15 protein-coding genes and 1 pseudogene are annotated in these 17785 nt (G+C 61.0%); 11 read left to right on the top strand and 5 right to left on the bottom strand.

Annotated features, from left to right (window positions below; translation table 11 throughout):
• Window positions 1–72: 72 nt before the first annotated feature.
• Window positions 73–459, bottom strand: a complete 387-nt coding sequence (locus OKQ63_RS23480) for a metallopeptidase family protein (protein WP_264214303.1) — start codon at window positions 457–459, stop codon at window positions 73–75.
• 191 nt (window positions 460–650) lie between these two features.
• Between OKQ63_RS23480 and OKQ63_RS23475 the strand changes: the two genes are divergently transcribed.
• Together OKQ63_RS23475 and OKQ63_RS26280 are read left to right on the top strand one after the other, a co-directional pair.
• Window positions 651–974, top strand: a complete 324-nt coding sequence (locus tag OKQ63_RS23475; RefSeq protein ID WP_174149235.1) for an H-NS histone family protein — start codon at window positions 651–653, stop codon at window positions 972–974.
• A 263-nt stretch (window positions 975–1237) separates the two neighbouring features.
• A pseudogene (locus OKQ63_RS26280) lies at window positions 1238–1408 on the top strand (IS5/IS1182 family transposase); the annotation flags it as partial.
• A gap of 284 nt (window positions 1409–1692) precedes the next feature.
• Here the strand turns inward: OKQ63_RS26280 and OKQ63_RS23470 are convergent.
• Together OKQ63_RS23470 and OKQ63_RS23465 are read right to left on the bottom strand one after the other, a co-directional pair.
• Window positions 1693–2904, bottom strand: a complete 1212-nt coding sequence (locus tag OKQ63_RS23470; RefSeq protein ID WP_264214302.1) for a glycerate kinase type-2 family protein — start codon at window positions 2902–2904, stop codon at window positions 1693–1695.
• 100 nt (window positions 2905–3004) lie between these two features.
• Window positions 3005–4288: a LacI family DNA-binding transcriptional regulator gene (locus OKQ63_RS23465; RefSeq protein ID WP_264214301.1), complete on the bottom strand. Its 1284-nt coding sequence runs from the start codon at window positions 4286–4288 to the stop codon at window positions 3005–3007.
• On the opposite strand from OKQ63_RS23465, the gene OKQ63_RS23460 reads away from it, so the two are divergent.
• The 9 genes from OKQ63_RS23460 (at window position 4275) to OKQ63_RS23420 (ending at window position 13477) form a co-directional block, all read left to right on the top strand.
• Window positions 4275–4688: a TRAP transporter small permease gene (locus OKQ63_RS23460; RefSeq protein WP_264214425.1), complete on the top strand. Its 414-nt coding sequence runs from the start codon at window positions 4275–4277 to the stop codon at window positions 4686–4688. The two genes, OKQ63_RS23465 and OKQ63_RS23460, sit on opposite strands and share 14 nt — an antisense overlap.
• A gap of 2 nt (window positions 4689–4690) precedes the next feature.
• Entirely contained in the window at window positions 4691–5974 is a 1284-nt protein-coding gene (locus tag OKQ63_RS23455; protein WP_264214300.1) for a TRAP transporter large permease, read from the top strand.
• A 34-nt stretch (window positions 5975–6008) separates the two neighbouring features.
• Window positions 6009–7166 (top strand): M24 family metallopeptidase, encoded by a 1158-nt coding sequence (locus tag OKQ63_RS23450; RefSeq protein WP_264214299.1) that lies wholly within the window; start codon window positions 6009–6011, stop codon window positions 7164–7166.
• Window positions 7167–7278: 112 nt separating this feature from the next.
• The gene (locus OKQ63_RS23445; RefSeq protein ID WP_264214298.1) at window positions 7279–8265 is read left to right on the top strand and encodes a TRAP transporter substrate-binding protein; all 987 of its coding nucleotides are present in this window, start codon (window positions 7279–7281) and stop codon (window positions 8263–8265) included.
• Window positions 8266–8363: 98 nt separating this feature from the next.
• Window positions 8364–9167 carry an NAD-dependent epimerase/dehydratase family protein gene (locus OKQ63_RS23440; protein ID WP_264214297.1) on the top strand — a complete coding sequence of 268 codons (804 nt, stop codon included), beginning with the start codon at window positions 8364–8366 and terminating at the stop codon, window positions 9165–9167.
• Between the two features lie 60 nt (window positions 9168–9227).
• Window positions 9228–10016, top strand: coding sequence for an HpcH/HpaI aldolase family protein (locus tag OKQ63_RS23435; protein WP_264214296.1), 789 nt, complete (start codon window positions 9228–9230; stop codon window positions 10014–10016).
• A complete protein-coding gene (locus OKQ63_RS23430) occupies window positions 10013–10930 on the top strand; it encodes a 2-hydroxy-3-oxopropionate reductase (RefSeq protein ID WP_434086078.1) in 918 nt (305 codons plus the stop codon). Before OKQ63_RS23435 ends, OKQ63_RS23430 begins: the two co-directional genes overlap by 4 nt.
• Window positions 10931–10933: 3 nt before the next feature.
• The gene (gene garD, locus OKQ63_RS23425) at window positions 10934–12472 is read left to right on the top strand and encodes a galactarate dehydratase (RefSeq protein WP_264214294.1); all 1539 of its coding nucleotides are present in this window, start codon (window positions 10934–10936) and stop codon (window positions 12470–12472) included.
• A 36-nt stretch (window positions 12473–12508) separates the two neighbouring features.
• Window positions 12509–13477 carry an SMP-30/gluconolactonase/LRE family protein gene (locus OKQ63_RS23420; protein ID WP_264214293.1) on the top strand — a complete coding sequence of 323 codons (969 nt, stop codon included), beginning with the start codon at window positions 12509–12511 and terminating at the stop codon, window positions 13475–13477.
• Window positions 13478–13947: 470 nt separating this feature from the next.
• Here OKQ63_RS23420 and OKQ63_RS23415 read toward each other — a convergent pair whose 3' ends face one another.
• Complete coding sequence (locus tag OKQ63_RS23415; RefSeq protein WP_264214292.1) at window positions 13948–15615, bottom strand: ABC transporter substrate-binding protein; 1668 nt, start codon at window positions 15613–15615, stop codon at window positions 13948–13950.
• A 25-nt stretch (window positions 15616–15640) separates the two neighbouring features.
• Complete coding sequence (locus tag OKQ63_RS23410; RefSeq protein WP_264214291.1) at window positions 15641–17710, bottom strand: acetate--CoA ligase family protein; 2070 nt, start codon at window positions 17708–17710, stop codon at window positions 15641–15643.
• Between the last annotated feature and the right edge of the window lie 75 nt (window positions 17711–17785).

The raw sequence follows: 17785 nt of genomic DNA, 5'->3' as shown, positions 1-17785 counted from the left end.
CGGCACCCCATCGTCTTGGCAACATCACCTGTAAGCTCGAATGCCAACTTCCCCTGGGCATTGAAGAGCGGTTCAGACCCACCATTGGTCGATGGCTGCGATCTCCTCGTCAGTCCATCCGAAATGATGGGCGAACTCGTGAATAACAACATGCGCGATCAACTGGTTCAGTTCGACATCACCGCGGTCACGCCATTCCGCCAAAATCGGCTGTCGGAAGAGCCAGACAACATCCGGAGGTGGCGCCATATCGAGAACCGATTTCTCGGTCATAGGTATTCCCTCGTAGAGCCCCGTCAGTTCATATGGATCTGCAAAACCAAGTTCGTCCAGCATGGTCGGCGCAGGCCATTCGGCAATGCGCAGAATGACGTTATCTGCAGCTGGCCTGAAGGCCCTCGGCAGGGAAGCTATAGTGGCGCGAGCGATCCTCTCGAAATGGTCAAGGTCGTGGTGCATGCGTTGTATATGGTTTCTCGGAGCGGTGTAGTGAACCGCCAAGCCGGAGGGGGCAGTTCAAACGCCAGGTGCGATCAGCAGCCTCCGGCCCCAAATCGGACTGCGACGGATACCGCACCGCTGTGGCCAGCTACTTGCCTCAGAAGGGTATATCTGCTTTGACCGAGAACAACTGAAAACACAGGTGAAATATGGCAATTGATCTAAAGGGGCTGAGTGCCGCTGAATTGGAAGCGCTGGCCAAGGAAATCGAAGTCCGCAAAGTGGAAGTAGAGGACGAGGCAAAGAAAAGCGCTTATGCCGAAATGCTGGCCATTGCGGAAAAACATGGCGTGGCCTTTGAAGAGGCTATTGCTCTGCATGGCGGAAAGGGGCGTAAGTCAAGCGCAAAGGCACCTGCTAAATACGCCAATCCAGCTGACCGATCCCAAACCTGGAGCGGCCGCGGGCGTAAACCTGCTTGGGTCCACGAAGCTTTGGAAGCTGGGAAGCCCCTCGAGGATCTTGAGATCTGAAGCAGCAATTCATTTGTTGGGCTATCGCAGGCGGCACCACGTACAGTTGCGCGGGGCGCAATTGGCAACATGGGCTGCCTGCCGTCATTCACGCCTGGCGCGGCGAACGCCCGGTCGGAGCCCAAAGCAGAAGTGAAAAATTTTTTCTGCGCGCGCACTCTGTACGCCGCACCGCTGCACTGCCGAAAAAAACTTCTGCAAAGGAGAGAGAAACTCGGCCATTCAGGCAAAGCGCAGCGATGTTCAACGGCCAATGACTAGGGCGCGGGACAATCGAGATGCTCTTCTCGCGCCTAAAGTGCATCCTCGGCCTCGGAAGGCGCGGTCAACACGGCCCATGTGGCGCAAACGACGAATTTCTCCTCGCCGCCACCGCCCAGAACCTCCGGAAACTGGCAAAGACCTTTCCCTCACCGCAGCAAAGACGAAAAGCCAAAAAAGAAGGGCGCGCGCATCGCTGGAGCGTCGGAATCCTGCGTTCGCGAACGGGTGTCTTCCACGGAACCGGCGGGTGGCGGTCTTTCGCCGCAAACGTTAGAGCATCTCTCCCGAGCTGTGAGTATGGCCCTTTGCAACAGAATAGGCGATATCACACTTGCCGGAGACAGCTACATGGTCATTGGGGTTCGGGGCGCGCATTTTTACAAGCGGACCCAGGTTCTTCGAAGCTTAACTCGATCAGGCATGCAGAACTGCGTCGGCCTTAGCCGTCGTGGCGCTAGGATGCTGGCCGAAGGAACACTTGGACGTCAGCAACATTTGTGCCGGTCCCACCGGTCATCAGCAGGTCATCGGCAAGCTTCAGAGCGGTGTGGCTGTCGTTGTTTTGCAGCATTTGCTCTGGATTGCCGCCCGCCTTCATTAATCTCGGCAATGTGCCTGCATCAACGATTCCCCCCGCTGCTTCAGTCGGGCCGTCACGCCCGTCTGTACCGCCTGACAGGAACACCCAGCCAGGATCCAGGAGGCCTTCGGCTCCTCGTGCGACACGAAGGGCCAGTTCCTGATTGCGCCCGCCGCGTCCGCCGCCACGCAGTTGCACGGTGGTTTCCCCACCGAAGATCAAGGCTGCCGGACCCTCCGCTTCTTTTGCCGATTGAAGAATTGTTTCAGCCGCTTCGGCGACATTGCCGATTAGCCCGTCATTCACGATCCGGGCAGGATAGTGCTTGGGCGCAGCGTCTCTCATGGCCTCCAGGCTGCTGCGGTTTGAGCCGATGATCCTATTCTCCGCCGGAGGAAGCGGGGCGAGGTCCGCAGGCTCTGACAGGCTCGCCCGGACATTTTCGGGCAGATCCGGCCAGAGGTTCGCACCCTTCAGTAGCCGTGCCGCATCTGCCCGCGTGCCGATCGGCGACACCGTCGGTCCGGAGGCGATGGCGCGCAGATCGTCACCGATGACATCGGACAGCACGTAGGCTTCGACCGTGGCGGGGAAGGCCAGCCGCAACAGCCCTCCGCCCTTGAGGGCGTCTATCTGCTGCCGCACCAGGTTCATACCGCCGATGCTCAGCCCGCTGGCCAGAAGGGCCGCATTGACCCGGGTCAGGTCCTCCAGTGCGATACCCTCCTCGGGCTGAACCATCAACGAGGAGCCGCCGCCCGAAATGAGGGCCACAACCCGGTCTTCGGCTTCTACCTGCCGCAGGAGATCTGCGACCGCCTTTCCGGCGGCTGCTGAGGAAGCGTCGGGCAGCGGGTGAGAGCCGGCAATCACAGTGGTACCTTCAAGCGCGCACAGGTTTTCCGGATTGGTCACCGCCAGGGCCGCATCCACCCTGGGCAGCAGCTGCAGGGCCTCTCGCATCATCGGGATTGCCGCCTTGCCTACGGCTACGACAAAGCACCTGCCGTTTTCTGCGGCCTGCGGCTGAAGGTGGCTGCGCAGGGCCTCGGCCGGATCGGCCCGGCGAACCGCGGCGTTGAACATGGATCGGGCGATTGCCCTTGGGTCTCGCATTTTTGATCTCCCCGGGGTGTCTTCAGGCCGTTCCCGGCATTGACATTTCGTATTTGCCTGCACAGCCGGATCAGGCGGCCGGGGGCGCGGTGGACTCCCGCAGAATAAGCTGCACTTCAACCGATGTGTGCGGCGGGGCGTCTCGGCCTTCTAACTTGTTCAGCAGGAAAGTGGCAGCGGTTCCGCCCATTTCTTCAGCCGGGACGCCGACCGTCGTAAGCGGCGGATTCGAGTGCTGGGACAATTCGATATTGTCGAACCCGGCAATGGAAACATCTTCCGGCACCCGGACGCCCCGTGCCCGGCATTCAACGATGGCCCCCAGTGCGAGAACGTCGTTGCCGCAAATGATCGCCGTCGGCGGCGGCTGTACCCGCGACAGGATTGCGGCGCAGGCCTCCCTCCCGTTTGCGATGGAATAGCCTCGCTCCAGCACCATCGAGTCGTTGAGGTCTATGCCATGGCACTGCAACTCGTCCCGGATACCCTGCAGCCGCTTGGCGGTCCGGTCGTTGTCCTGCGTGTTGCCAGAAATCACGCCGATGCGCCGGTGGCCCAGGTGAACCAGGTGCCGGGCAACGCTTGCAGCCGCCGCCGCATTGTCGAACCCCACGCTTGGCAGTTTGCCATCCGGATCCGTGACGTAGGTGCTGACGAAAGGCACATCGAACTGCTCCAGCAGGCTGAACAGCCGACTGTCATGCTCCTGGCCGATGAGGATAAGCGCCTCGGCGCCCTGTTCAAGCAGCAGCCTGGCCTCTTTGAACTCGGTTTTCAGGTCGTAGTCGAAAGTGGCAATCAATGTGGAGATGCCGGCGGCTGAAAACTGCCTGCCAGCGGCTCCGACCAGGCTGGCGTAGAGCGCGTAGTCCAAAGTCGGGATCAGAACTCCGACCATGTGGGAGCGCTGCGAGCGCAGCGCCCGTGCCGCATGGTTGCGTACATATCCCAACTCGGCCATGGCGGCTTCGATCTTGGCGCGTTTGTCCGGCGAGACTTTGTCCGGGTTGTTGATGGCCCGGGATACCGTCGCAGCCGCTACGCCTGCCCGCCGCGCGACATCGGTTACCCGCACACGAGGCGGCGTTTCGTGAAATCGTTTTCTCAAATTTCCCGCCACAAAATCCTCCTTCTCGAGACTTTTGACCAATATTATATGGGCAAAATGGGATTGTACAGAAAAACATTGACTTTGCACCGGCCATCGTGTGAAATCGATTTCAAAGGAACTGCACTGATTTTCGGGAGGTATCATGCAATTGAACGGAGAGAGGAGCTCGTGGGTACTTTCTACCCTTCTTGCGGGCGCAAGGGCTGCAATAATATTGATTTCAGTGGTGATGGTTGCTGTCACGCTTGCGCAAGTCATCTTCCGCTACGTGATCGCGGCTCCGCTGCCCTGGTCCGAGGAGATGGCACGTTATTGCTTTGTCTGGATTGTCTTCCTAGGAGGCGCAATCGGCCTGGCGCGGGGCTTTCACTTGGGTGTCGACCTGTTTGCGAACATGCTGCCGACTCGGATGCGCCGCAGCCTTGAAGCGGTGACTTGTGTCCTGATCGCCTGTTTTGCGGCAGCGGTGATCTACGCCAGCCTGCCGGTCCTGAGCATCAACATGATGCAGCGCTCACCGGCCTTGGGCGTGCAGATGGCTTGGATCTATATCGCGATCCCGATTTCGATGGGGCTGATTGCCCTGATCTCGGTCGAACGCTTCGTCGCAATTCTGCGCCAGACCACGCAGCAACGGGGCTGATCATGTCGATGCTGGCCATTCTCTTCACCACATTCTTCATCTTGCTGCTGATCAATATGCCCATCGCCTTTGCGCTTGGTATCGCATCGGCAGTCACCCTGGCGCTGGACAGCACGCTGCCACTGAACGGCATTGTCACGCGCGCCTTTGTCGGGGTAGATTCTTTCACCCTGCTGGCTATCCCCTTCTTCATCATTGCAGGCGAATTGATGAACGCCTGTGGCATCACCGAGCGTATCGTCAATTTCTCGCGCTCTCTTGTAGGCCATATCCGCGGCGGGCTCGCGCATGTGACCATCGTGTCGAACATGTTTTTCTCCGGAATTTCCGGGTCGGCGACGGCGGATGCCTCAGCGCTTGGGTCGATGATGATCCCGGCCATGAAAAAAAACGGCTTTGATGCGGACTATGCGGTTGCTGTCAATGCTTCGGCCAGCGCCATGGGCCCGATCATCCCGCCCAGCATCCTGATGGTCATCTACGGCTCCATTGCCAATGTCTCCATCGCGCAATTGTTTCTGGGCGGCTTCGTGCCCGGCGTGATGGTCGCTTTAGGCCTGATGGCAATGGCGTATGTTATTGCGAAGAAAAGAAACTACCCGGCGCCGCCGCGGAGCGAGTTGCCCAAGGTGCTTCCTTCGTTCCGCAACGCCCTCTGGGCATTGGCCATGCCGGTCATTATTCTAGGCGGGATCTTTTCCGGGGCCTTCACGGCGACCGAAGCCGGCGTGGTCGCGGTTGCCTATGCAACGCTTGTCGGAACCTTCGTCTACCGCACTCTGACCTTCAAGCTGGTCGGCGAACTACTGGTTGATGCCGCGGTAACCACTGCCGCTGCCATGTTCCTGATCGCGATGGCAACATCCTTTGCCTGGATCCTGGCATGGGGCGGGTTTGGCGCGGCGGTCCTGCGGGTGCTGGGCGGTATGTCGTCGGACCCGACGATTGCGGTCTTGCTGATCCTGGTCTTCATCCTGCTGCTAGGTCTGTTCATCGAAGGCATCCCGATTCTGATCATCTTCACCCCGGTTCTGCTGCCAGTGATCCTCGGTCTTGGCATCGACCCGGTCTACTTCGGCGTGGTGCTGGTAATGGCGGTTGTGATCGGCTCGGTCACCCCTCCCGTTGGCATCCTCACATACATCTGCTGCTCGATCGCAGGGCTCACGATTTCCCAAGCATTCCGCGGTCTCGTCCCGTTCTGCTCGGTTCTGGTCGCTGTCCTGATTGCGGTGGCCGTGTTCCCCGACCTGGTCATGACCGTCCCGAACCTGTTCGGTCACTGACCAATAATACCCAATCAAAATAAGGAGCTACATTGTGGCAATCTCAACCGACGAACTGAGAACAAGAACTGAAAACCTCCGCCGCCGGATGAAGGAGGAAGGCTATGACGCGCTGATCATTTATTCGGATGAATACCGCTCGGGCCATTCCACCTATGTGACCAACTACAAACCGATCAACGTGATCGAGGAATCACCCCAGCTGGTTCTGATTGTCGGCGACAATGAGCCGGTTGTCTTCCTGGGCCGCCTGAATGCCTACGCCGCCAAGGACATGTGCTGGATTGAGGATGTGCGCGGTATTCACCGCCCCTATTCCGACTTCCCGCAGGTCTTTGCCCCCATTGTTGGCCGCGCCAGCAAAATTGGCCTGATCGGCAAGAACATTCTGCCGTTCGAAATCTACGAGCAGCTGGTGGATGCGGTTCCGGAAGCCAAGATCGAAAACCGCGACGACATCATGCTTGACCTGCGCAAGATCAAGACAGAGGCCGAGATCGAGCTGATGGAACAGGCCGCCGAGATCAACGATGCGGTGCTGAAACGCGCAGCCAAGGAGGTCAAGGTTGGCATGACCGAGATCCAGGTCGCCGGTCTCGCCGAAGGCATTGCCCGGGAAATGAACGCCGATATCGGCTCGGCCACGGTGGTCATGTCCGGCCCGAACACCAATTACCCGGCCTGGCGCGCCACCGACCGGAAAATCCAGCCGGGCGAGTTTGTGATGCTCGATTTCAACCCGGCCATTGGCCACTACTGCAACGATGGCGGTATCACCATTCTGATGCCCGGCGCGGATCCTGAACAGGAACGGGCCTTGGTTGTCGGCCACCGCGCCCTGAAGAAGGTGATCCCGACCATCCGTCCGGGTATCACGGCGCGATCGATCTTCGACACCCTGCTGGAAGAGCTTGAACCGCACGGCTTCGCCGACAATTTCACACCGTATGCCAAAGGCCTGCGCGGCGTCGGCCACGCTGTCGGCCTTGACGTGGTGGAGCCTCCGAACCTGAGCTCGGACAGCGATTTCGAACTGGAAGCAGGTATGACACTGGCCGTCAAGTTGGACCTGCACGATCTGATCGGCGGCGGATACCGGATCGAGGTCGTGGTTGCTGTGACCGAGGACGGTGTGCGCCCGCTGAACAAGCTGGTTCTGGCCGAACCGGATGACTTCGCCGTGCAGCGGTAAGCGCTGGCACAAGAAGATCCAAACCGAGAGGAGCGGAAAGATTTGCGCCGCGCGGGCCATCAAGCGGCGCAAGAAAACAAGAAGATCGACTTGTATGAAAGGGAGGAAAACCATGCTAAATCGCAGAACAGTTCTTTCAACCATTGGCGGGGCAGCTGCCCTGCTGGCAGGCGCAATCGCGCAGCCCGTTCTAGCAGCGGAAACGACGATCCGGGTGGCGTCCGTCACCGGCCCGTCGCACCACCACAACGTATCGCTTCGCTGGTTCGCAGACCGCGTTGCCGCGCGCGATGCCGGGCTCACCATCCAGGTTCTGGACGGGGCGCAGCTGGGCGGCGAGCGCGACTATATCGAGGGCATGATGCTCGGAAGCATCCAGATGGCTCAGGTGTCGACGGCACCAGTCAGCGGCTTCATTCCGGAGTTTGACCTGTTCAGCCTGCCCTATCTGATCCGCGACACGGATCATTTCAAAGCGGTGGTCTCCGGCCCGGTCGGTGCCCAATACGGTGAGCTGGCCGAAGCGCGCGGCTTCAAGATTCTAGCCTGGTTCGACAACGGCTACCGCAACGTGTTCAATAAGGTCCGCCCGGTTGTCACGCCGGAAGACATGACCGGGCTGAAGATCCGCGTGATGGAAAGCCCGCTGATGGTGAACACTGTGAATGCAATGGGCGGTTCTGCAACTCCGATGTCCTACAGCGAACTATACACCGCTCTGGAACAGGGTGTGCTGGATGGCGGCGAAAACGCGGCCGGCAACGTTGTGAACGACAAGTTCTACGAAGTCAGCAGCTATCTGTCCCTGACCCAGCATTTCCGCCCGCCGGGCATTGTGGCCATCAGCATGAGTACCTGGAACGGTCTGACCGCCGAGCAGCAATCCGTCCTAAGCGAGGAGGCCTTGGCTCTCCAGGATTATGAAATCCAACTGACCGCCGAAGTTGGAGATGCTGCGCTGAAGGAACTGGAGGCCAAAGGCATGGCCATCAACGAAGCCAATGTCGCTGCGTTCGCCGAACGTATGGGACCTGTCTACGAAGACTTCATCTCCAAGCACGGCGGCGAAGTTCTGAAGGCGGTTCAAGACACCAAGTAACGGCCTGAAGCCAGGCTGGGCGGGGACGCCTCTGCCCAGCCGCACTTTCGCCTGCCGGAGGACTGACGGCGCGGCGCCCCATTAAAAAGGACCATTCTATGTTGGAAAGACTGCTCATCACCGGAGCAAACGGCAGCCTAGGATCGATTTGCCGACAGCGGCTTGGCCACCTGGCCAAAACCGTCCGCGTCAGTGCCCGAAGGGATCTGGGCGAAGCAGGCCCGAACGAAGAGCTCGTGTTCTGCGACCTCGACGACAAGGCGGCGGTTGAGGCAATGGTTGAAGGCTGCGATGGCATCATCCACATGGGCGGCAAGGCGGTTGAAGGGTCCTGGGAGACCGTGAAGGCTGCCAATATCGAAGGCATGTTCAACTTGTATGAAGGCGCCCGCAAATCCTCGGTCCGCCCGCGGATACTGTTTGCAAGCTCGCACCACGTGACCGGCTTTCACAGACAGACGGCGCGGCTCAATGCGGAAACATCACCGGTGCGGCCTGACGGGCTTTATGCGGTGTCCAAAGTGTTCGGCGAAGCCCTGGCGCGCATGTATTTCGACAAGTTCGGGATTGAGACCGCCAGCGTGCGCATCGGCTCCTGCTTTCCGGAGCCCTCGAGCCACCGGATGATGTCTTCCTGGCTAAGCGCGGATGATATGGTTGCACTGGCGGAGCGTATTTTCAACGTCCCGCGACTGGGCTGCCCGGTGCTGTACGGTGTGTCGGACAACGCCTCGACTTGGTGGGACAACAGCACCGCCGGTTATCTCGGCTGGAGTCCGAAAGACAGCTCGGAACAGTTCCGCTCCAAGCTGGATGCCGAACAGACACCACCGAAACATGACGAAGCAGACGCCATCTATCAGGGCGGGCTGTTTTGCACCGATGTAATTCACGAGGACTGAAGCACTGTGCCTGGCAGATCCGGGCAGGCAGTCAGGTGACCACAAGGAAAGGGCAGCGACATGCGGGGAAACCGTTTGAGGAAAATCTGGGCCTCCGGAGGGGCGGCAGTCAATGGCTGGTTGGCAGTGCCCAGCGGGTTTTCAGCTGAAACCATGGCGCATCAGGGCTGGGATTCCCTGACCATCGACATGCAGCACGGGGTCGTTGATTATCAATCGGCAGTGCCGATGCTGACCGCGGTTTCGACGACCGATACGGTCCCGGTCGTGCGGGTTCCCTGGCTGGATCCGGGGCATTTAATGAAAGCATTGGATGCCGGTGCCTACGGGATCATCTGCCCGATGATCAATTCCCGGGAAGATGCCGAAAAGCTTGTAGCCTGGACCCATTACCCGCCGCATGGCACGCGCAGCTTCGGCCCGATCCGCGGCTTGCTGTATGGCGGTGCGGACTATCCGGAACAGGCAAACGGAACCGTCGCGGTCTTCGCCATGATCGAAACGCGCGACGGGCTGGACAACCTCGAAGAGATCCTGTCCACGCCAGGCCTGGATGCGGTCTATATCGGCCCGTCGGACTTGTCCCTGGCTCTTGGCTGCCGCCCCACATTCGACGATGTGGATCCGCCGGTTGCCGAGGCCATCGAATTCATTGCTGCCAAGGCAAAGGAACACGGCAAAATTGCCGGTGTTCACAATGGCACGCCTGAGGCTGCCCTGAAGCGGATCGAAATGGGGTTCCAGTTCGTCACTGTTTCCTCCGATGCGCGGCTCATGGCCGCCGGGTCGCAGCAGATCCTATCGGCGATGCGCAGTAGCGGTGCGGTGCAGGACAGTGCCGGATACTGAAATTTTCAAGATTACAGGAGAGCAACATGAGTAAGGTTGGTTTCATCGGACTGGGCATTATGGGTGCCCCAATGGCAGGGCAGCTGATTGCAGGAGGGAACGAAGTTTTTCTGAACACCCGCAGCAGCATACCCGAGGACCTACTGGCGGCCGGAGGCATCGCCTGTGCTACCCCCGGCGAGGTGGCCGCAAAGGCTGATACGGTCTTCCTTATGGTGCCCGACACGCCGCATGTGGAAGACGTCCTGTTCTCCGAAACCGGCGTCGCCAGCGGGCTGACCGCCGGCAAATGCGTGGTCGACATGAGCTCTATCTCGCCCATTGCCACCAAGGAGTTTGCACAAAAGATCCGCGATCTGGGCTGCGGCTATGTGGATGCCCCCGTGTCGGGCGGCGAAGTCGGGGCCAAGGCGGGGACATTGACCATCATGTGCGGCGCCTCCCCGGAGGATTTTGACCGGGTGCTGCCGTTCTTTGAGTTGATGGGGCAGAACATCACCCGGGTAGGCGGTGTCGGCGACGGCCAGACCTGCAAAGTAGCCAACCAGATCATTGTGGCCCTGAACATCGAAGCCGTGAGCGAAGCCTTGCTGTTCTCCGCCAAGGCCGGTGCCGATCCGGCCAAGGTCCGCGAGGCGCTGATGGGCGGGTTTGCCTCGTCCAAGATCCTCGAAATCCATGGCGAGCGGATGATCAAGCGCACCTTCGATCCGGGCTTCCGCATTGAATTGCACCAGAAAGACCTTGGCCTTGCGCTGTCCAGCGCCCGCCAGCTGGGGGTCAGCTTGCCCAATACAGCCTCGGCCCAGCAGCTGTTCAACACCTGCGAGGCAAACGGCGGTGCCGCCTGGGACCATTCGGCCATGGTGCGCGCGCTTGAGCTGATGTCGAACCATCGCGTTGCAGAGGAGTAAGCCATGAGCGGTGCCGCACGGCTCATCCGGATGCATCCCGCCGATACTGTGGCCATTGTTGCCAATGCGGAAGGGCTGCCGGCCGGAACCAGGGTTGAGGGGGTGACGCTGCGGGACCGCGTGCCGCAAGCGCATAAGGTTGCCCTGACGGATCACGCATCGGGCGCGCCGGTGCGGCGCTACGGGGTGGTGATCGGCTATGCCAAAGCGTTGATCCCGGCGGGCGCCTGGATCAACGAGACCTCCCTGGATATGCCGCCGCCGCCGGACCTGGGCAGCCTGGTGGCCGAGGCAGGCGGAACAGGCGAAGTTGCTCCGCTTGAAGGGTATACCTTCCAGGGCTTCAAAAATGCCGACGACACCGTAGGCACCCGCAACATTCTTGCCATAACCAACACCGTTCAATGCGTATCAGGTGTGGTGGGGCATGCGGTTGAGCGGATCCGGCGGGAGATGCTGCCTCGATATCCGAATGTGGATGACGTGGTGGCGCTGGATCACACCTATGGCTGCGGCGTAGCGATCAACGCCCCCGGTGCCGAGGTCCCGGTCCGGACGCTGCAGAACATCGCCCGCAACCCCAATTTCGCCGGGTCCACAATGGTTGTCAGCCTGGGCTGCGAGAAGCTGCAGCCCAAGCTGCTGTTCCCCGAAGCCTTCGGCGGCTCTGCACAGCCCGGCGGGCCAAGCCTTGTCACCCTTCAGGATGAAAGCCACATAGGTTTTGAGGCTATGGTGCGCCACATCATGGAAACTGCGGCGTTGCATCTGACGCAGCTTGACCGGCGGCGGCGGGAAACCTGCCCTGCATCGGACCTGGTGATCGGGCTGCAATGCGGCGGCAGTGATGCGCTGTCCGGTGTGACGGCCAATCCGGCCCTGGGCCATGCCGCTGACCTGATCGTGCGGGCCGGGGGCACGGTCTTGTTCTCCGAAGTGACCGAGGTCCGCGACGGGATCGACCAGCTTGTGAGCCGCGCTGCCTCTGCGGAAGTGGCCGCAGATCTGATCACCCAGATGGCCTGGTATGACCGCTATCTTGCGGCCGGCCAGTCGGACCGCAGCGCCAATACTTCGCCAGGCAACAAGAAGGGCGGTCTGTCGAATATCGTCGAAAAGGCCATGGGATCGATTGTCAAATCCGGCTCCATGCCGATCAGCGGTGTTGTCCCGCCCGGCGCACGTGCTGCGGGCAAGGGGCTGCTCTTTGCCGCCACACCGGCCTCGGATTTCATTTGCGGCACGCTACAGCTGGCGGCGGGCATGAATGTGCATGTCTTCACCACCGGGCGCGGAACACCCTATTCCCTGTCCGAAGTTCCCGTCCTCAAGGTGGCCACACGCAGCGATCTGGCGCGGCGCTGGCATGACCTAATGGACATTGATGCCGGCCGGATTATCACCGCGGGCGAAACGGTCGAGACCATGGGACAGGCAATTTTCGACAGGATTCTCACTGTTGCCAGCGGCGAAAAAACCTGCGCGGAAACACTCGGCGTGAGCAACCAGCTGGCCCTGTTTAACCCCGGTCCCGTCACATAGGGGCTTCCCGAACAGCTCAAGAAGTGAGGACTGCCCATGTCCGGCATCCACGACGACCCGACCGGCTGGCGCCCGGCAGCGCGCTATCCCGACCCTTCGGTCATTTCGCTTGATCCGCGGTTCGACAAATACAAGCTGCCACTGGCCGGTGTTGAACGGCTGGCAACCGGCTGCCGCTGGTCGGAGGGGCCCGTCTGGTTCGGCGACGGGCGCTACCTTCTGTGGAGCGATATTCCCAACAACCGGATCATGCGCTGGGACGAGGTGACCGGCCAGGTTTCGGCCTTCCGCGAGCCGTCGGGTTTCGCCAATGGCCAGACCCGGGACCGGCAGGGTCGGCTGGTTACCTGCGAACATGGCGGCCGCCGCGTGACGCGCACCGAATACGATGGCACGATTGCCGTGCTGGCAGACGCCTTTGGCGGCAAACGCCTGAATTCGCCCAATGATGTCATCGTCAAGTCCGATGGCAGCATCTGGTTCACCGATCCGCCGTTTGGCATCCAGGGCAATTACGAAGGTCATAAGGCCTCCCCGGAACTGGGGCAGAATGTCTACCGGCTGGATCCGGATAGCGGGCAGCTGTCGGTTGTGGCCGATGACGTTCTTGGCCCCAATGGGCTGGCATTTTCGCCGGATGAATCAAAGCTCTACATTGTCGAATCCCGCGGTGTCCCGGCCCGGAAGATCCTGGCCTATGATGTCGGGGAGGCCGGCGCGCCGCTGACCGGCAAGCAGGTTCTGATCGATGCGGGCGCGGGAACTCCGGACGGGTTCCGCGTGGACGCCGACGGCAACCTCTGGTGCGGCTGGGGCATGGGTGACAGCGAATTGGACGGCGTGATGATATTTGCACCGGATGGCACCCCGATCGGACGCATCGCCCTGCCAGAGCGCTGTGCCAACCTCTGCTTCGGCGGCCGCGCCAACAGCCGACTGTTCATGGCCGCCAGCCGGTCGGTATATGCCCTCTATGTGAATGTGCCCGGGGCGAGTGGAGGCTAATTCCTGACCAATGGCATCGGTTTTACGACGGCCAAATCCAGGAATGCCGCCACTCTGGCAGCTAACCTTTATGTGGCTCGATTGCCCCGCAGAAAATTGCAACCGGAAGTTAGCCTTGGTTTTCTGAAAATTCACCTATCGCTGGTGGCAGCAGATCCAAAACGACAGATCTCGTACGCACAGTGGAGGTCTCCTATGACGGGCCGCGGTGCGGCATCAACGATATCCGATAAATGTCCACAAAGGGCCGACATTACTCGCGCGATTTCGCTGCGGCTGCTAAATACTGCAGCGCGGCCCGTAATTTCTGACATTCATTTCGGGCGCAGCGGCTGCAATTGTCTGCAGACCCAAAGGCAGGACGAACCTGCCGCTCGCTGTTTGGCAAGATCAAGGCACTTTCTGAGACAGGCACAGAGAGGGGCGCAGTTTTCCCGCGCCCCGCCTTATAGATGCATTCCTGGGTGTGATCAGCCTTCCACCCAGATCTGATCCAGATGCAGCTCAAAGGCCTGATGCATTCTGGCGCCTTTCACATGCGGCCGCGTGTGATTGTAGATTGACCGCCAATACGGCTGGATGATCACGCCTTCATCCTGCATGATCTGCATCAGGCGGGCCATGATTTTCCGGCGCTCTTCGATATCCACTGTGGCCAGCGCCTTGGTCAGGCCCTCGTCGAACTCGGCATTGGAAAAGCCTGTCTCGTTCCATGGAACCCCGGATTTATAGGCCAGCGCATAGATCTGCACGCCCAGCGGACGGTGCCCCCACGCGGAGACGGAAAACGGGAATTCCGCCCAGGAATTCCAGAAAGTTGCACCGGGGACCACTGTGCGCCTGACTTTGAGACCTGCATCGCGCAGCTGGGCTGCCGTGGCATCGCCCGTGTCGCGGCGGAACCCGTCTTCGAGGGAGATCAGCTCATGCTCGTAATCCAGCATTCCAGCTTCTTCCATCAGTGCGCGCGCAGCCTCGACATCGCGGCCGACCGGGGGCAGCTCGGAAAATTCGGGATGCATTGGCCCCACGTGGTGGTTTTCCGCAGGCTTTCCGAGACCTGCATTACCCAGTTCCAGGATCGTCGAATTATCGACCGCCAGCGCCAGCGCCTTGCGCACCCGCACGTCTGCATAGGGGCGGTTGCCGTCCACCTCGGTTTTCTGGTTGGTGCGGATCACGATGGTTGAGGCCGTTACAGCCTCGTGCTCAACCAGCCCGACACCCGTGAGGAGCGGCACGAAGTCTCCACTGGTTTCGTAATTGATGTCGATTTCCTCGGATTCGAACGCAGCGAGGATCGCGTTCTGGTCGGTGCCGTAATCGATATACTCCACCCGGTCGAGCCAGGCGCCATTGCCTTCCTTCCACCAGGTATGGCCCTCGGCGCGCACCACGATTGCACGATCGCCGGCTGAGAATTCTTCCAGCTTGTAAGGTCCGGTGCCCATCGGGTCGGAGAACGGATCGGCGCCGATGCGGCTGGGATGCACGACCGCTGCCGGGTAGTCAGAGATGCTGGGGATGATCGAGATATCGGCGGCGCGGAGGTTCAGCCGCACGGTCATGTCATCGACAACCTCGATCGCGCCTGCGGCAGCCTTGCCGGTGTCGGGATCGACGAGGTTGGACAGGCGCGACGCCATGGAATTTCCCTCGACCGTGCCATCGCACCAGCCTTCGATATTGGCGGCGACATGGGCGGCGGTCAGCGCTTCGCCGTTGTGCCATGTGACACCCGGGCGGACACGCAAGACATAGGTCGTCGCGTCCTCGGACAGTTCCCAGCCTTCCAACAGATAAGGCTCAAAGGTGTAGTCATGGGTGTAGCGCACCAGGTATTCCAGCCAGCCACGGGCAACATTTGCCTGAATATTGATGCCATCCCATGTGCGCGGGTCCTTGCCTGCCAAAAGCGGCTGACCCACACGCAGGGTGCCGCCCCGGCTCGGCGTTTCCGCCATTGCCGGGCGGGCCATGCCCAGCATGCCATAAGCCGTGGCGGACGTTGCGCCAAAGGCGCTGGCCAGGGCCAGAAACTCGCGCCGATGGATCTCGTCATCCGAGTATTGTGCCTCGCGCCTCATGCGTTTGAGCGCGGCCGGAAGCTTGTCCTGTCCGGATTTGTAGAATTTCATGGTGTCCTCCCTGATTTCTGACTGATTAGGCGTTGCGCGTCCGAATGACGGCGTCAGCAGCTGTTGCTCCGGCTTCTCCCACGATCACCGGATTGATTTCGGCCTCGGCCAGCACGTCGCGCAGGTCCCAGGCCAGCCGCGACAAGGCCGCGGCGTTCTGTGCCAGCGCGTCAAGCGCTTTGGGCGGCTGCCCCCTGTAGCCGGAGAGGGTGATGGACGCGCGCAGCGACAGGATGGCGGCGCGGGCCTCTTCGGCGGAGAACGGGGCCAGCAGCAACGCCTGTTCCGGCATGAGATCCACCAGCAGGCCGCCGGGCGCAATGCGGACCACCGGGCCGAAATGCGGATCGTTCACTGCGCCCAGCGACCATTCGCTGCCCGGCGCGAGCATCTGCGCAACCAGCGCATCAGGCGACAACCGCTCCGCCATGTCGTCATAGGCGGCGGCAATGGCCTCGGGCGTGGCCAGCCCCGGGCGCACGCCGCCCACGTCGGATTTGTGCGACAGTTTGGGTTTCGCCGTCTTGAGGATGACCGGCCCGGAAATGTCCTGCGCAATTGCCAGCGCCTCTTCCCGGCTGCGGGCGAGTCCATGACGGGGAACAGCGATCCCGTAGCTTGCGAACAACGCGTAGCCCTCAGCCTCACCAATCCACTCAGCAGCAGAAAGCCTGTCCCGCCAGCCCTCGGCAGCGGGATTGGACTCCGGCGGGAGTGCCCGCGCGGCCATCGGCTGATGAGAAACCAGAGCTTTGACCGCGGACAGCGCATTTTGCAGCCCGCCGATCAGCGGAATCCCATGGCTGGCGAGGCGGGCGGCAAGCGCCTTGTGATCGCTCAAGGCGTAATTGGAGACGGCGAAAAGCGGCTTGTCCACCCCGGCAAAGGCAGCCGAGAGCGCCCGCTCATGCATGGCGTGCAGCTCGTAATTGTCCCGCCAGTTCAGCACATACAGCCCGACTCCCACTTCGGGATCTGCCATCATGGCGCGCGTAGCCCCGGCAAAACTGCTTTGCGCATTACGTCCCGTGGCCCAGGCATCCAGCGGGTTTTCGGCGGCCACACCCGGTTCGAGAACCTTCTGCATGGCGGTTCGGGTGGCGGCGCTCAGATCCGCAAAATGCAACCCGGCTGTTTCGGCGAGATCCGCAATCAGTTCGCGCTCGCCCCCGGAATCGTGGATCGAGGCCAGTCCGGTTGCCGGGGCTCTGCGCCCTTGGGAAAACACCGCCAGCATGGCGGCCATTTCGTCAACGGTCCCGGCCAGATGCGCGCCATGGCGCCGGGCCATCGCCCGGAACACGGCGTCGTCCCCCACCATCGCGCCGGTGTGAGAAATCGCCATCCGGGCTCCCAGCGCGGACCGCCCGACCTTCAGGATCACAACGGGAATGTCCTTCCCCGACGCCGTCTGCAATGCCTGCATGAAGCCATCCGGATCGCGAACGGTTTCAAGGAAAAGTCCTATGCATGTGGTTTCCGGGCGCGCGGCCATCCAGCCCAGATAATCCGCTGCGGTGGTCACGGTTTCCGAGCCAGTGCTCACCGCCTGGGAAAACCGCAGCTGGGGGGCATTGTTCACCAGCGCCCCAAGAATGGAGCCCGATTGCGCGATAAGACCGATTCCTCCCGCCTTGCGGTCCAGCGGCGCGGGGAAAGGCGAAATGCGCAGACCGCCTGTCAGTTCATGCAGCCCCATGCTGTTGGGGCCGCAGAGCACAGCACCTGCCGCCCGGACCTTGTCGCCGAGCCTTTGGCGCATGGCGGTATCGGGGCATTCTGCAAAGATCGTGATTGCGCGCGCGCCGGACGCCAAGGCCTCGTCCGTGGCAGCCTCGACCCGGTCGGTGGCGACGCCGAGGACAACATGATCGGGGATCTCCGGCAGGTCCGCCAACGCGGCATAGATTCCGGCCCCAGGCTGCGCCAGCCGGGGATTCACCCGCATGATCCGCTCCGCGTAGCCCCCGCTGCGGCACATCGTATCCATGGCTTGGCCGTAGGATCCCGGCTTGTTGGATACGCCTACCAGAGCGATGGATTTTGGCGTGAACAATGCGTCCAGGGACGCGGGCGGTGTGGTGGAACGCAACATTGTGACCCTCAGCTTGAGTGTCCCGGGAGTGTCAGCGATTTCCGATTATTAGGAAAATTGATTTTTGATAAGAGT

Source organism: Leisingera thetidis (assembly GCF_025857195.1).
Taxonomy (GTDB): domain Bacteria; phylum Pseudomonadota; class Alphaproteobacteria; order Rhodobacterales; family Rhodobacteraceae; genus Leisingera; species Leisingera thetidis.
Note: the sequence above shows the minus strand (reverse complement) of the source record. Positions and strands in the feature narration are given on the sequence as shown.

What these genes read in the sequence shown, in the direction of transcription:
- OKQ63_RS23415 (WP_264214292.1), bottom strand. Translation starts at nt 15,615, where the DNA reads ATGAAATTCTACAAATCCGGACAGGACAAGCTTCCGGCCGCGCTCAAA.
- OKQ63_RS23445 (WP_264214298.1), top strand. Translation starts at nt 7,279, where the DNA reads ATGCTAAATCGCAGAACAGTTCTTTCAACCATTGGCGGGGCAGCTGCC.
- OKQ63_RS23435 (WP_264214296.1), top strand. Translation starts at nt 9,228, where the DNA reads ATGCGGGGAAACCGTTTGAGGAAAATCTGGGCCTCCGGAGGGGCGGCA.
- OKQ63_RS23420 (WP_264214293.1), top strand. Translation starts at nt 12,509, where the DNA reads ATGTCCGGCATCCACGACGACCCGACCGGCTGGCGCCCGGCAGCGCGC.
- OKQ63_RS23410 (WP_264214291.1), bottom strand. Translation starts at nt 17,710, where the DNA reads ATGTTGCGTTCCACCACACCGCCCGCGTCCCTGGACGCATTGTTCACG.
- OKQ63_RS23470 (WP_264214302.1), bottom strand. Translation starts at nt 2,904, where the DNA reads ATGTTCAACGCCGCGGTTCGCCGGGCCGATCCGGCCGAGGCCCTGCGC.
- OKQ63_RS23480 (WP_264214303.1), bottom strand. Translation starts at nt 459, where the DNA reads ATGCACCACGACCTTGACCATTTCGAGAGGATCGCTCGCGCCACTATA.
- OKQ63_RS23440 (WP_264214297.1), top strand. Translation starts at nt 8,364, where the DNA reads ATGTTGGAAAGACTGCTCATCACCGGAGCAAACGGCAGCCTAGGATCG.
- garD (WP_264214294.1), top strand. Translation starts at nt 10,934, where the DNA reads ATGAGCGGTGCCGCACGGCTCATCCGGATGCATCCCGCCGATACTGTG.
- OKQ63_RS23475 (WP_174149235.1), top strand. Translation starts at nt 651, where the DNA reads ATGGCAATTGATCTAAAGGGGCTGAGTGCCGCTGAATTGGAAGCGCTG.
- OKQ63_RS23460 (WP_264214425.1), top strand. Translation starts at nt 4,275, where the DNA reads ATGGTTGCTGTCACGCTTGCGCAAGTCATCTTCCGCTACGTGATCGCG.
- OKQ63_RS23455 (WP_264214300.1), top strand. Translation starts at nt 4,691, where the DNA reads ATGTCGATGCTGGCCATTCTCTTCACCACATTCTTCATCTTGCTGCTG.